General features: G+C 67.6%; 12 protein-coding genes. 10 read left to right on the top strand and 2 right to left on the bottom strand.

Going from position 1 to position 13,026, the window contains the following annotated elements; translation table 11 throughout:
• Positions 1-43 precede the first annotated feature (43 nt).
• Together ACX80V_RS15175 and ACX80V_RS15170 are read left to right on the top strand one after the other, a co-directional pair.
• Entirely contained in the window at positions 44-1,255 is a 1,212-nt protein-coding gene (locus ACX80V_RS15175; protein ID WP_485843846.1) for an acetoin utilization protein AcuC, read from the top strand.
• A 79-nt stretch (positions 1,256-1,334) separates the two neighbouring features.
• The gene (locus ACX80V_RS15170; RefSeq protein WP_485843845.1) at positions 1,335-1,877 is read left to right on the top strand and encodes an ArsR/SmtB family transcription factor; all 543 of its coding nucleotides are present in this window, start codon (positions 1,335-1,337) and stop codon (positions 1,875-1,877) included.
• A 29-nt stretch (positions 1,878-1,906) separates the two neighbouring features.
• Here ACX80V_RS15170 and ACX80V_RS15165 read toward each other — a convergent pair whose 3' ends face one another.
• Complete coding sequence (locus ACX80V_RS15165; RefSeq protein WP_485843844.1) at positions 1,907-3,238, bottom strand: alpha-hydroxy acid oxidase; 1,332 nt, start codon at positions 3,236-3,238, stop codon at positions 1,907-1,909.
• A gap of 96 nt (positions 3,239-3,334) precedes the next feature.
• Between ACX80V_RS15165 and ACX80V_RS15160 the strand changes: the two genes are divergently transcribed.
• Positions 3,335-4,057: a FadR/GntR family transcriptional regulator gene (locus ACX80V_RS15160; RefSeq protein WP_485843843.1), complete on the top strand. Its 723-nt coding sequence runs from the start codon at positions 3,335-3,337 to the stop codon at positions 4,055-4,057.
• A gap of 12 nt (positions 4,058-4,069) precedes the next feature.
• On the opposite strand, the gene ACX80V_RS15155 is transcribed toward ACX80V_RS15160, so the two are convergent.
• A complete protein-coding gene (locus ACX80V_RS15155; protein ID WP_141141559.1) occupies positions 4,070-5,104 on the bottom strand; it encodes a LacI family DNA-binding transcriptional regulator in 1,035 nt (344 codons plus the stop codon).
• A gap of 365 nt (positions 5,105-5,469) precedes the next feature.
• Here ACX80V_RS15155 and ACX80V_RS15150 point away from each other — a divergent pair, with 365 nt between their 5' ends.
• The 7 genes from ACX80V_RS15150 (at position 5,470) to ACX80V_RS15120 (ending at position 12,803) form a co-directional block, all read left to right on the top strand.
• Positions 5,470-6,894 (top strand): Gfo/Idh/MocA family protein, encoded by a 1,425-nt coding sequence (locus ACX80V_RS15150; protein ID WP_485843842.1) that lies wholly within the window; start codon positions 5,470-5,472, stop codon positions 6,892-6,894.
• A 27-nt stretch (positions 6,895-6,921) separates the two neighbouring features.
• Positions 6,922-7,890, top strand: a complete 969-nt coding sequence (locus ACX80V_RS15145; RefSeq protein ID WP_485843841.1) for an NAD-dependent epimerase/dehydratase family protein — start codon at positions 6,922-6,924, stop codon at positions 7,888-7,890.
• A complete protein-coding gene (locus ACX80V_RS15140) occupies positions 7,887-8,792 on the top strand; it encodes a 5-dehydro-4-deoxyglucarate dehydratase (RefSeq protein WP_485843840.1) in 906 nt (301 codons plus the stop codon). Before ACX80V_RS15145 ends, ACX80V_RS15140 begins: the two co-directional genes overlap by 4 nt.
• Complete coding sequence (locus ACX80V_RS15135) at positions 8,792-9,901, top strand: mandelate racemase/muconate lactonizing enzyme family protein (RefSeq protein WP_485843839.1); 1,110 nt, start codon at positions 8,792-8,794, stop codon at positions 9,899-9,901. The genes ACX80V_RS15140 and ACX80V_RS15135 overlap by 1 nt, the downstream gene beginning before the upstream one ends.
• Positions 9,902-9,962: 61 nt before the next feature.
• The gene (locus ACX80V_RS15130) at positions 9,963-11,414 is read left to right on the top strand and encodes an aldehyde dehydrogenase (NADP(+)) (RefSeq protein WP_485843838.1); all 1,452 of its coding nucleotides are present in this window, start codon (positions 9,963-9,965) and stop codon (positions 11,412-11,414) included.
• A gap of 584 nt (positions 11,415-11,998) precedes the next feature.
• On the top strand, positions 11,999-12,199 hold the full coding sequence (locus ACX80V_RS15125; protein ID WP_485843837.1) for a hypothetical protein: 201 nt from the start codon (positions 11,999-12,001) through the stop codon (positions 12,197-12,199).
• Positions 12,200-12,395: 196 nt separating this feature from the next.
• Positions 12,396-12,803 carry a RidA family protein gene (locus ACX80V_RS15120; RefSeq protein WP_485843836.1) on the top strand — a complete coding sequence of 136 codons (408 nt, stop codon included), beginning with the start codon at positions 12,396-12,398 and terminating at the stop codon, positions 12,801-12,803.
• Positions 12,804-13,026: the final 223 nt, after the last annotated feature.

Genomic DNA, 13,026 nt, shown 5'->3' with positions numbered 1-13,026 from the left:
TGGCCGGGCTGGGGCAGCGGCGGCCTCCGGTAGCCTGTCATTGATGACATTCCTGCCCGGTCTTAGCCAGCCCGCGCCACCAACGATGGTGGTGTGGAATTCGGCCATGACGGCCTACAATTTTGGCCTCGGCCACCCCATGGCTCCCGCGCGGCTGGACCTCACGGCCCGGCTGGCCCGTAGCCTCGGTCTGTTGGACCTGGCGCATGTGTCCGTGGAGGCTCCGGAGGTTGCGTCCGATGCCGAACTGGAAACCGTGCACTCGCCTGAGTTTGTGGCTGCGGTCCGCCGGGTCAGCGACGACCCGACCTCGCCGGATGAAGCCCGCGGACTGGGCACCGACGACGATCCGGCCTTCGCCGGCATGCACGACGCCGCCGCAAGGCTTGCAGGGGGATCGCTGGCCGCCGCGTCCGCCATCCTGGACGGATCCGCGCTCCACGCCGTGAACTTCGGCGGGGGCCTGCACCACGCCGCCCGTGACCGGGCCAGCGGCTTCTGCATCTACAACGACTCCGCCCTGGCCGTCCAGAGACTGCTCGACGGCGGCATCCGCCGAGTGGCGTACATCGACGTCGATGCGCACCATGGGGACGGGACGGAAAGCATCTTCTGGGACGACCCCCGGGTCCTGACCATTTCGCTGCATGAAAGCGGACTCACACTTTTCCCCGGGACCGGCTTCGCGAACGAAATCGGCGGTCCGCAGGCTGAGGGCAGCGCCGTCAATGTTGCCCTGCCGTCGGGCACCGGCGACGCCGGCTGGCTGCGGGCATTCCACGCCGTGGTGCCGCAGCTCGTGGGCGCGTTCCAGCCCGAAGTCATCGTCAGCCAGCACGGCTGCGACTCGCACCGCCTCGATCCGCTGGCCCACCTGAACATCAGCGTGGACGGCCAGCGCGAGGCAGCCACCGCCGTCGGAAATCTCGCAGCCCGGCACTGCGAGGGCCGCTGGATCGCCACGGGGGGCGGGGGGTACAGCGTCACCGACGTTGTGCCGCGCTCCTGGAGCCACCTGATCGCCATCGCCGTCGGGCGCCCCGTTCCTGTCCGGACCCCGGTGCCGGAGGACTGGCGCACGTATGTTTCGGACAAGTTCGGCATGGACACGCCGGGCCTGATGGGCGATGACGTGGAGCTCTGGTGGCGGTCCTGGGAAGTGGGCTTTGACCCCAACGACGCCGTGGACCGCACCGTCATGGCCACCCGCAAAGCCGTTTTCCCGCTGCACGGACTTGATCCCTGGTTCGACTGATCCTTCTTCGACGCGCGCGGGGCGGTCACGGGCGAAATAGTTGATGCCCGGCGGCGTATATGTCGCTAGGGTGGGAGTCATGGTGACAGACGACGTATTTGCCGTCATTGCGGAAGCAACCCGGCGCGACATTTTGGTATCCCTTCGCGCCGGGGACAAGGCAGTGGGCGAGCTGGTGGAAGAACTCTCCGCAAGCCAGCCCACCATTTCCAAGCACCTGAAAGTCCTCCGCGAGGCCCAGCTGGTCAGCATGCGGGCGCAGGGCCAGAAGCGCTATTACGCACTGAACCCCAAACCGCTGGAGGGGATCGTCAGCTGGCTGGAGACGTTCGACGTCGGCCCGGGAGCCGCCGTCGCCACGTCACCCCACGCTGGCGCGGAAGCCGGCACCGAGCAAGCCGTGGCTGCCGCGCTGCCGGACAACGCAGCCATTGCCGCGGTCCTGGAGCGCCCGGGCGCCGAGCTGAGCCCCGCCGTCGTAATTCCCGGCGGCGCGGTAGCCCCGCTCAGCGACGACACCGTGCCGCAGCAGATCGGCCGCACTGTGGGCCGCGCCGCCACCAAGGCCGCGGACCTGCTGGCCAACCTCCCGAACCTCCCCAAGTTCGGCCGCAAGAAGTAGCCCCCGCCCACCCCTCTGGGCGGTGCGACTTACTTGTTGAGCAGGTGCACGTGGTCCGGGGTCAGCTCGGAGATCTTGCTGACGCCCAGCAGCGCCATGGTGCGGGCCATGTCCTTCTCAAGGATCTGCAGGGTGCGGTCCACACCGGCCCGGCCGCCGGCCATCAGGCCGTACAGGTACGCGCGGCCGATGAGCGTGAAGTCCGCGCCCAGGGCCAGGGCCGCGATGATGTCGGCGCCGCTCATGATGCCGGTGTCCAGCATGATGGCCGCGTCCGAGTTGTCCTTGGTGAAGGCCTCCTTGACGCCCGGCAGCAGGTGGAACGGGATGGGCGCGCGGTCCAGCTGACGGCCGCCATGGTTGGAGAGCACCACGCCGTCGGCGCCGTGGTCCACCACCTTGCGGGCATCCTCCACGGTCTGGATGCCCTTGACCACGAGCTTGCCCTTCCAGGTTTCGCGCAGCCAGTCCAGGTCCTCGAATGTGAGGGTGGGGTCGAACATCGAGTTGATGAGGTCGGCGACGGTTCCCGTGTAGCGTGACAGCGAGGCGAAGGTCAGCGGCTCGTGCGTGAGGAAGTTGAACCACCAGGCCGGGCGGTAGGACGCATCCAGGACGGTCTTGACGGTCAGCGCCGGCGGGATGGTCATGCCGTTGCGGACGTCGCGCAGGCGGGCGCCGGCAACGGCGGTGTCCACGGTGACCATGAGCGTGTCGTTGCCTGCCTTGGCGGCGCGCTCGATCAGTTCCAGCGAGCGGTCGCGGTCAGTCCACAGGTACAGCTGGAACCAGTTGCGGCCGTTCGGGGCGGCGGCGGCCACGTCCTCGATGGACGCGGTGCCCATGGTGGAAAGGGTGTACGGAATGCCGGCGGCCTCTGCGGCCTGCGAGCCCGCGTATTCGCCTTCGGACTGCATCATGCGCGTGAAGCCGGTGGGGGCGATGCCCACGGGCAGCCGGGAAGGCTTGCCCAGGATGTTGGTGCTGAGGTCGATGCTGGAGACGTTGCGCAGGATGCCGGGCCGGAACTCGATGTCCAGGAAGGCCTCGCGGGCGCGGCGCAGGGTGATCTCGCCCTCGGCGGCGCCGTCGGTGTAGTCGAACGGGGCCTGCGGGGTCCGGCGCTTGGCCATGTCCCGCAGGTCCCAGATGGTGCTGGCACGCTTGAGCCGGGCTTCCTTGCTGAACTCGGGCTTCTTGAACTGCATCAGCGGGGCCAGGTCCGAGTACTTGGGGATGCGGCGCTTCAGCGCAGCCGGCACCGCCGAAGCTGCAGGCCTAGGCGCCGCGGCGGCCGGGACGTCCGTGGCATCCGGGGCCGGGATGACCTCGGGATTGTTCGGCTGGATGGTGTGGGTCATGGCTGCCTCCGTTGGTGGGCCTGGCACAGGGGGTCGGGCTGTGGTCTAACCACACTCTAAACCATGTGGTCCAACCACATCAACTACGATAGTGATATGCGTACGCACCAACTTGTCCTGACGTGGATCGAACAGCAGCTCTCCGACGGACAGCTGAGCGTGGGCGGACGCCTGCCTGCGGAGCGGGCACTCGCCGAGCAGCTGGCAGTTTCCAGGACTTCGGTGCGCGAGGCCATCCGGATCCTGGAGGCCATGGGCGTGGTCCGGGCCGGGGTTGGCTCCGGCCCGGAAGCGGGGACGGTGGTGATCTCGGATCCGACGGCGGCGCTCGGCTCCGCGCTGCGGCTCCACGTTGCCACGCAGCATCTGCCCGTGTCCGACATCGTGGAAACGCGCATCCTGCTGGAGACCTGGGCGGCCGCCCGGGCCAAGCCCGACGCTCCGGTGCTGGACCTGGCCGCCACGCTCCTGGGCGAGATGGACGCCGTCGAACGCGTTGCCCGGACGGCGGATGACTTCCTGGCGCTGGATATCCGGTTCCATCTGGCCCTCGCGGACGCCGCCGGCAATGCCGTGGTCAGCGCCATGATGGGCTCGCTGCGCGAATCCATCCAGGGCTACACCGCCCGGTTTACGGCCAATCTCCCGGACTGGGATGCCACGGCGTCGCGCCTGCAGGCGGAGCACCGGGAGATTCTGGCCGCCATCAGGAACGACGACGGCGCGCGCGCGGCCGCGCTGGTGGCTGCCCACATCGAGGGGTACTACCGCGAGGGCGGGGTTGGGCGCCCGGCGGGCGGGGGCCCGGCGGAGGGCTGATTCCGTGGCGGGTCAGCCGTGGGCCGCAGTTCGTGGCGCTTTGGCGGGGCCGCTGCTGGCCCGGATTTCCAGGCGCGGCTGGTACCGGCTGCCCGGGGCGTCGTGGTCTTCCTTGCGGATGAGTGCCCGCAGTTCACGCCAGGCCTGGCCGCCGAGTTCGGCAATCGGAACCGCCGCGGTGGTCAGGGTGGGTGTGGTGTAGCGGGCGAACGGGATGTCGTCGAAGCCGGTGACGGAGATGTCGCCCGGCACGTCCACGCCGCGCTCGTGCAGGCCGCTCATCAGGCCCATGGCCACGAGGTCGTTGAACGCAAGGATGCCGGTGGCGCCGCTGGCCAGGACCGAGTCCACAGCCCCGTGGCCGGTATCGAAGTCCGAGCCGCCGTCGAGCATGGTGACGTCCACCTGCGGGTGCCGGGTTTTGAACGCCTCCAGGCCCTCGAGCCGGAGGCCGTTGGAGGCGCTGCCTGCCGGGCCGGCCAGGAAGGCCAGGCGCGTATGGCCGAGGCCCACCAGGTACTCGGCGAGGTCCTGGACTCCCTGCCCGTAGTCCACCACGAGGCTGGGAATCCCGGCAGCCGCCGTCGTCCGGTTGATCAGGACGAGCGGGTGCAGCGACGGCGCGATTTCCTCGAGCTCGGCGTCGCTCATACGCGGGGCGCAGAGCACCAGGCCGTCGCAGCGCCGGCGGGCCTCGCCGGCCAGGATGGCTTCCTCGCTGGAGACTTCGAAGGAATCGGCAATCAGGACGCGGTAGCCGTCCTCCGCCGCGGCCCGGCTCAATCCGCGCAGGATCGCCTGGAAGGTGGGGTTGGCGAGGTCCGGCACCACAATGCCGATGGTGTCCGTTTTTCCCAGCGCGAGGCTGCGACCCACTGGATTGGGCTGGTATTTGAGCTCGACGGCGGCCGCCCGCACCCGTGCCGCGATGTCCGGGTCCACGGTGAAGTTGCCGTTCATGACGCGCGAAACAGTGGCGTGCGAAACCCCTGCCTTCACGGCAACGTCCGCAATGCCGATCCTGCCGGTTGCCGATTTCCTGGCCATGGCCCTGCCTTTCGTAAGTCCCGGTCCCCGTGATTACCGGCGCCCGTGGGACAGCATACAACGCTCTCGGAAACCGTTTTCCATTCGTTCGGCGCGCCGCATGATGGCTGCGCCGCCGCAGAAACAGGCCTTTTGGTCAGAAAGCGCTTTCTCTTAGAGAGGATAAGGGTTGACGGGACCGCGCGTCTATTGATAGAAATCATGTAGCGGCACTGAGAAAACGCTTTCTCAGGTAACGCAGCGACTTCCGGGCCACGGTCCAGAGCAGCACAGGTTCCAAGCACTACAGTCCAGAGCATCACAGTCCAGCGCACCACCAGCGGCCGCAGCCCGGCCGAGTATTGAAGCCTTCGAAAGGGACCCTCATGGTCAACACAGCCGAATCGAGTTCTGCTACCGCTGCCTTCACTTCAGCGCCGGAGCCAGGAGCGCGCACCAAGGCCCGCATCGCCCTCATCGGCACCGGTGGCCGCTCCGAGATGTACATCCGGGCCATCTTCGGCAAGCACGCCGATACCGCGGAACTGGTGGCTTTCTCCGACGTGAACCCCGGCCGCGTGGAGTTCTACCAGAAGCTCATCCAGGAACTCGGTGCGCCCGGACCCGTCGCTTCCTTTGACCCCGCAGACCTCACCGCTTACATCCAGGCCAACAACATCGACCGCGTTGTGGTGACCACGCCGGACTACACCCACGCGGACTACATCGTGGAGGCACTCGAGGCGGGCGCCGACGTCGTGGTCGAAAAGCCCCTTACCATCGACGCCGAAGGCTGCCGCCGCATCACCAAGGCCGTGGCAGAAACCGGCCGCAACGTGGTGGTCACCTTCAACTACCGCTACTCACCGCGCAACAGCGCCCTCAAGGAAATCATCCAGAGCGGCGTGATCGGCAAGGTCACCTCCATCGACTTCAGCTGGGTCCTGGACACCGTCCACGGCGCCGACTACTTCCGCCGCTGGCACCGCGAGAAGAAGAACTCCGGCGGTCTGCTGATCCACAAGGCATCGCACCACTTCGACCTGGTCAACTGGTGGATCAACGACGTCCCGGAGCGCGTGTTCGCTTCCGGTGGCCTCAAGTTCTATGGCGACAAGAACGCCGTCGAGCGCGGCCTGGGTCCCCGTCCGGAACGTGGAACGCCCGACGCCGGCGCTCCCGCCACCGCCGAAAAGGATCCGTTCGCGCTGGATCTGCGTGAGGATGAGCGCCTGAAGGCCCTCTTCCTGGACAACGAGCACTACGACGGCTACCGCCGCGACCAGGACGTCTTCACCGGCGGCATCACCATCGAGGACAACCTGGCACTCGTGGTGGAGTACCAAGGCGGCCCGCGCCTGAGCTACTCCCTGAACGCCCACAGCCCGTGGGAAGGCTACCGCGTGGCCGTCAACGGCACCGAAGGCCGGGCCGAACTTGAAGTGGTGGAACGCGCCGCCGTCCTCAACAGCACCGACAAAAAGACCGTGGTGGACCCCAGCGCCACCCCCATCGAGGAGGAAGACGCCGTCCGCCGCAACGGCGAACGCCTGGTGGTCCAGCGCCACTGGGAAGCTGCCTACGAGGTGCCCATCGTCAACGGCGAAGGCGGCCACGGCGGCGGCGACGACCTGCTGCTCTCCGACCTCTTCAACGGCCCCGGCGAGGACCCGCTCGGCCGTCCGTCCGGTTACCTCGACGGCCTCCGCTCCGTGTCCGTGGGCATCGCCGGCAACCTTTCGCTGGAGTCCTCCCTTCCCGTCCGCATCGAGGATCTCCACCTCGGCGCAGACCTTCGCCGCGACGCCTAGTCCGCCCGAAATCCCAAAGGAACAAACATGAGCAGGATCTTTGTCACCGGAGGCTCCGGCCGGCTGGGGCGCAGCGTCGTGGCGGGGCTCGCCGAAGCGGGCCACGAGATCATCTCGGTGGACCGCGACGCCATCCCGGCGGTCCAGCTGCCGGCCGGCGTTGTGCAGGAAACCGGCGACCTGCTGGCCCCGGGCGAGGCTTTGCGCCTCCTCCGGGAGACCAGGCCCGACGCCGTCATCCACCTTGCCGCGATCGCCGTTCCGTTCAGCGCGCCGGAGGACGTCATCTTCGCCACCAACACCCGCCTTGCCTACGCTGTCATCAGCGCGGCCACGGAACTGGGGATCGGCAAGATCGTCACGGCGAGCAGCCCCACGGTGCTGGGCTACGGCTGCCCGGCGGGCTGGCTGCCGGACAGCTTCCCGCTGGATGAGCGCAGCACGCCAAAGCCGTGGAACGCGTATGCGCTGTCCAAGCTGATCGCCGAGCAGACCGTTGAGATGTTTGCCGCGGCGCAGGGGGAGAAGATCCGCTACGCCGCCTTCCGGCCCTGCTACGTCATCTCGCCGGAGGAATGGGACGGCGCGCCCACACAGCAGGGCCACACCCTGGCAGAACGCCTGGCCGACCCCGCCCTGTCGGCGCCGGCGCTGTTCAACTATGTGGACGCCCGCGACGTCGCGGACTTCCTGGACGTGCTCCTGCAGAAGATGGACTCCATCCCGAACGGGGAAACCTTCTTTGTGGGGGCGGCTGATGCCCTGGCAACGGCGCCGCTGGCCGAGCTGATGCCGCGCTTCCTGCCCGGCAGCGAAGCCCTCGCCGCCGGCCTGACCGGCACCAGCCCCGCCTTCTCCATCGCGAAGGCCCGTCAACTGCTCGGCTGGGAACCCAAGCGCAGCTGGCGGACCGAACTGAAGACAGCAACTACCCTCAACGACGAGACATCCGCCCGGCTGGTAAGCGCCGGCAGCGGTGCCAAGGAGACATCATGAAATTCGACGGCGTTTTGTTCTTTCCCGTCACCCCGTTCACCCCGGAAGGCACCGTTGACGTGAAGCTCCTCAAAGAGCACATCGGCTCGCGGCTCCCGTTCGGACCCGGCGGTGTGTTTCCTGCCTGCGGCACCGGCGAGTTCCACGCCCTGAGCATCGACGAGGTGCGCACCGTGGTGACCGCCGCCGTCGAGGTTGTGGCAGGGAAGGTGCCGGTGGTGGCCGGCGCCGGCGGGCCGCTGGGGCATGCCCTTGCCGCCGCCCGTGTTGCCGAGGAAGCCGGGGCCGACGCACTCCTGGTCCTGCCGCCGTACCTGGTCACCGGACCCACCGACGGCCTGGTGGCGTACATCGAGGCCGTGGCGGACGCCAGCAGCCTCCCGGTGATCGTCTACCACCGCGGCAACGCCAAGTTCACCGCCGCGTCCATGGTCCGCCTTGCCGCCAACCCGAAGGTGATCGGCTTCAAGGACGGGCTGGGCGATGTTGGCCTGGCCCAGGAGATCGTGTCCGCGGTCCGCGCCACGGGACGCGAGGACTTCGCCTTCTTTAACGGCCTCCTGACCGCCGAACTGACCCAGGGCGCCTACCGGGGCCTCGGCATTCCGCTCTACTCCTCGGCGGCGTTCGCTATGGCACCGGAGATCGCCAAGGCGTACTACGACGCCTATGTCTCCGGCGATGAGGACCGCCGCAACGCCCTGCTGGAGGGTTTCTACGCCCCGCTGGTGCGGCTCCGGGACGAGACCCCCGGCTTCGGTGTCTCGCTGGTCAAGGCCGGCCTGCGGCTCGGCGGACTTCCTGTTGGCCCGGTCCGGCCGCCGCTGGTGGACCCCACCGAGGACCAGCTGCTCCAGCTGAAGTCCATCCTGGCCAAGGGCTACGAGCTGGCCGGCCGCTGATGAGTTCGCCCGCCGTCGAAACCGTCCGGACCGTTCCGCTCATTACCGGTCTGACCACCCGCCTCCTGACTGTCCCGCTGCGCCGCAGCTGGGGAGTGGAGGCACCGGAAAACCACGTGATCGTTACGGAGATCCAGACGGACGACGGCGGCGCGGGGCACGGTTTTTCGTGGACGCCCACCATCGGCCCGCAGGCCGTTAAAGCGCTCCTCGACTACGACATCGCGCCTTTCATTACGGGGCTGCCCGCCAACCCCGAGACGGTATGGGACGCGTTGTGGAAGCGGCTGCATGAGGCCGGCGGCGGGGGACTGACCACCATCGCGATGGCCGGCGTCGACCTTGCCCTCTGGGACCTCCAGGCACGGCGTGCCGGTACTTCGGTCACGGGCCTGCTGGGCCAGCGGCAGGAGTCCGCGGAGGTGTACGGCTCGGGGGTGAACCTGCACTACACGCTGGAGGAGCTGGTGGCCCAGACCGAACGCTGGGTGGCCGCGGGCCACCGGGCGGTCAAGATCAAGGTGGGCAAGCCGGATATCAGCGAGGACGCCGCGCGAGTGGCGGCAGTCCGCTCCGTCCTCGGACCGGACCGGAAGCTGATGATCGATGCCAACCAGCGGTGGGACCTGCCCACCACGTTCAAGGCCCTGGACGTGCTCGCGGAGTACGGGCTGGAATGGCTCGAGGAGCCCCTCCGCGCGGACGACCTCTGGGCCTACCGCAGGCTGCGGAAGCATTCACCCGTGCCCATCGCCCTGGGCGAAAACCTGCACACGATCTACCGTTTCCGCGATTTCATTGAGGGGGAGGCGGTGGACATCATCCAGCCCAACATCATCCGGGTCGGCGGCATCACGCCGTTCCGGCGGATTGTGGAGCTGGCCCGGACCAACAGCATCCGCGTGATGCCGCACCTGCTGCCGGAGCTGTCCGGGCAGCTGGCCCTTACCCTGGCGGAGCCCACGCTGGTCGAGGATGTGGAAGACGCGTCCTTCGAACAGCTGGGCATCCTGTCCGGGCCCGCACCGGTCCGCTACAGCAACAGCCGCCTGACCCTCACAGACCAGCCGGGACTTGGCTTCCGGTTCACGGACCACCCGCAGGCCTGACAGCTTGCAATCACGACTGACCGCAGACACCACCACTCCCGACGAAAATCAGGTATCCCCAGTGACAACTGCAACCCTTTCCCTCTCCGAGCTCACGGCTGCCGCTACCCGGGCGGCCGCCATCGCGGCTGCCGCGACGGACGCCGAGCGCGCAGGCTGGCTCACCGCCGTCGCCGATGCGTTGGACGCCAACGTGGCCGAACTGGTGGAGATCGCCGATTCGGAGACCAGTCTCGGCACCGTCCGCCTGACCGGCGAGGTGGCCCGCACCTCCGGGCAGCTGCGGCTGTTCGCCCGCGTGATCACCGAGGGCTCCTACCTTGAGGCCGTGATTGACCACGCGGACCCGTCCGCCACCCCGCCGAAGCCGGACCTGCGCCGCATCCTGCGTCCCATCGGCCCGGTGGCAGTCTTCTCGGCCTCCAACTTCCCCTTCGCGTTTTCGGTGGCCGGCGGCGACACCGCGTCGGCCCTGGCCGTGGGCTCATCGGTGATCGTCAAGGCCCACTCGGGCCACCTGAAGCTGTCCGAGCGGACGGCCGAAGTAGTCACCGAAGCCCTGCGTTCCGCTGGTGCGCCGCAGGGGCTGTTCGCGCTCGTTGCAGGCCGCGAGGTGGGCACCGCGTTGGTGCAGGATCCCGCCATCAAGGCCGTGGGCTTCACCGGGTCCATCCCCGGCGGCCGGGCCCTGTTTGACCTCGCGGTCTCCCGCCCCGACCCCATCCCGTTCTACGGCGAACTGGGCAGCCTCAACCCGGTGGTCATCACCGCGGCCGCGCTGGCCCAGCGTTCAGGCCAGCTCGCGGCGGGACTTGCAGCATCGTTCACTATGGGCGCCGGCCAGTTCTGCACCAAGCCCGGCCTGGTCTTCATCCCGGCGGGCACAGAATTCGCCGCGGAACTGGCTGAGGCCAGCAAGGACAAGCCGACGGCGGCCATGCTCACCACCCGGATCTCCGATGCGTACCCGGAGGGGCTGCGCAGCGTGGCTTCGCTGCCCGACGTGACCATCGTCAGCGGCACCGCGGACCAGGACGCTACCCTCAATGGCGCCGCGCCCGTAGTGTTCTCCACCTCTGCCGCCAATGTCCTTGAGCGCCCGGACGAGCTGCTGGAGGAGTGCTTCGGCCCCACCACGATGTTGATCGAATACTCTGACCAGCAAGAACTCTCCGCCGTCCTGGCCAAGGTTCCCGGCAGTCTGGCCGCCACCGTCCACGCCCAGCCGGGCGAGGACATCGGGGACCTCGTGGAGCAGCTGTCCGGCCTCGCCGGGCGGGTCCTGTTCGACGGCTGGCCCACCGGCGTCGCAGTGAACTGGGCGCAGCAGCACGGCGGCCCGTACCCGGCCACTACGTCCCTGTTCACGTCGGTAGGTGCGACGGCGGTCCGCCGCTTCCAGCGCCCGGTCGCCTACCAGGATGCTCCGGAAACGGTGCTGCACCCGGCGCTGCGCGAAAGCAACCCGCTGGGCATCCCGCGCCGCGTGGACGGCGAGCTGGTTCTTCCGTAACTGTTCGCGGGCCAAAGGACGGTGACACTCGCTTTCTTGCGCGCCCCACTTGGCGTGTCTTCCCGCTTGGAGCATGGGTTTACGTCTGAGACACCTGTCTTATTGACTCGACAAGATGTGCACGAGGTCCTGACTGAGACAGGGCCGGATGAGTTCGGCGGACGCGTGAATTCTTGCTCGGGTGTGCCAGCTTCAACGCCCGCTGCAGACATGCCCGAAGTCCCGAAGCGGACGATGTGCATGAGGGGTTCTGTCACATCGGGCCGCGCACACGTCATGGTTGCATCTGGGGGCACCGCTGGTCATGGAGTACACAGGAAAGCGCTGTTGTCGATGGCGGGCCTCGCCTTAGCCGCCGTCACCACCGCATGTGGGTCGGCTCCGCCAACCGGTGCATCCAACAAACCAAACGGTCACGGAGCCGGCGCCTCCGCCCCTGCCGGTCCGGCGGTAAGCTCCGGCGACTACGCCATCAGGTTCGCCCGCGTACCCGGCAGTCCATGGATGTCCGTGCGGATCCCCGGCGCTTCATACTCGCTTAGGTCACCATTGTCGGCCAAACAATCACGCCTGATCCAGGAACGATGGAATACTTTGTTGGCGCCCGCGACTTCCTGTGGGACGAGGAACAGAAGCAGATGGCAAAGTATCTCCAGGACCCGCTCCAGTTCGTGCAACAGGAGACCGGACGCGTGCCGAGTCCGAACCACCGCATGCTGTGGAGAGCGATTCACGGACCGGACATCGCCATCACCCGCGAACACCTCTCCATGCGTCCCGTATAGGGTTCCCTCACCGGGCATTTTTGCGGGCGGGTCCTACGGGAATCGACCGACCCCGTAAACGCGGCGATCGCGATCCGTACATTTTAGGTGGCGCTATCACCGGTGGGGGACCGGCTTATGGGACGTGGTGATCACCGCTGCGTCGGCGTTGCTAGGCTGGCAACCAGCCACTAACCAACCTTCAAGAAGGACAGCCATGCCGCGCGCGATCACTCTCATTCGTTCGGGCGCACTTGCCGATGTTGCGCAGTACGCGTACGCGGCGACCGCTCCTAGCAACGCACGGCTCATCTTCTTGGCCGGTGCGTGCCCGTTGAATGAGGATGGATCGACGGCTGGTGTCGGGGACTACGCGGCACAGGCTGAGAAGGCGATCCAGAACATGCGCCTTGCTCTGGAAGCCGCCGGTGCGAGCATTGAAGATGTGATTTCTACCCGCGTTCTCGTCGCGTCCGCCCACCAGGCTGATCTGGTGATGGCATGGGATGTAGTCCAAGAGGCGTTCGGCGGCCACGATGTGCCGAGCACGCTGATGGGTGTTACAGTTCTTGGCTACCGCGACCAGCTTGTCGAGATTGAGGCCATCGCCGCAGTTCTCGACTGACAGGCCATTGTCCGCTCAAGGTTCCCCCTACGGACGGACTTTGGCCCGCTTCCATCGACAAGCTGCGGTCCAGCCGTTACTTTTCTCCACGCGGCCTTAGCGTACGTTTTTTTGCTTTTTCTGAAGCGACCCCTTGTACGGCGCGATTTTCGGCCTCGTCGTCCTGAAGCTGCTGCTCGGCACCGTCCTGCTTGCCGGGCGCCGTCGCCCCGCACCCTGACGG

The organism is Pseudarthrobacter arbutini, from assembly GCF_054510915.1.
This window is presented reverse-complemented; position numbering and strand designations above follow the sequence as displayed.

What these genes read in the sequence shown, in the direction of transcription:
- ACX80V_RS15120 (WP_485843836.1), top strand. Translation starts at nt 12,396, where the DNA reads ATGCCGCGCGCGATCACTCTCATTCGTTCGGGCGCACTTGCCGATGTT.
- ACX80V_RS15170 (WP_485843845.1), top strand. Translation starts at nt 1,335, where the DNA reads ATGGTGACAGACGACGTATTTGCCGTCATTGCGGAAGCAACCCGGCGC.
- ACX80V_RS15140 (WP_485843840.1), top strand. Translation starts at nt 7,887, where the DNA reads ATGAAATTCGACGGCGTTTTGTTCTTTCCCGTCACCCCGTTCACCCCG.
- ACX80V_RS15145 (WP_485843841.1), top strand. Translation starts at nt 6,922, where the DNA reads ATGAGCAGGATCTTTGTCACCGGAGGCTCCGGCCGGCTGGGGCGCAGC.
- ACX80V_RS15135 (WP_485843839.1), top strand. Translation starts at nt 8,792, where the DNA reads ATGAGTTCGCCCGCCGTCGAAACCGTCCGGACCGTTCCGCTCATTACC.
- ACX80V_RS15150 (WP_485843842.1), top strand. Translation starts at nt 5,470, where the DNA reads ATGGTCAACACAGCCGAATCGAGTTCTGCTACCGCTGCCTTCACTTCA.
- ACX80V_RS15125 (WP_485843837.1), top strand. Translation starts at nt 11,999, where the DNA reads ATGGAATACTTTGTTGGCGCCCGCGACTTCCTGTGGGACGAGGAACAG.
- ACX80V_RS15160 (WP_485843843.1), top strand. Translation starts at nt 3,335, where the DNA reads ATGCGTACGCACCAACTTGTCCTGACGTGGATCGAACAGCAGCTCTCC.
- ACX80V_RS15165 (WP_485843844.1), bottom strand. Translation starts at nt 3,238, where the DNA reads ATGACCCACACCATCCAGCCGAACAATCCCGAGGTCATCCCGGCCCCG.
- ACX80V_RS15175 (WP_485843846.1), top strand. Translation starts at nt 44, where the DNA reads ATGACATTCCTGCCCGGTCTTAGCCAGCCCGCGCCACCAACGATGGTG.
- ACX80V_RS15155 (WP_141141559.1), bottom strand. Translation starts at nt 5,104, where the DNA reads ATGGCCAGGAAATCGGCAACCGGCAGGATCGGCATTGCGGACGTTGCC.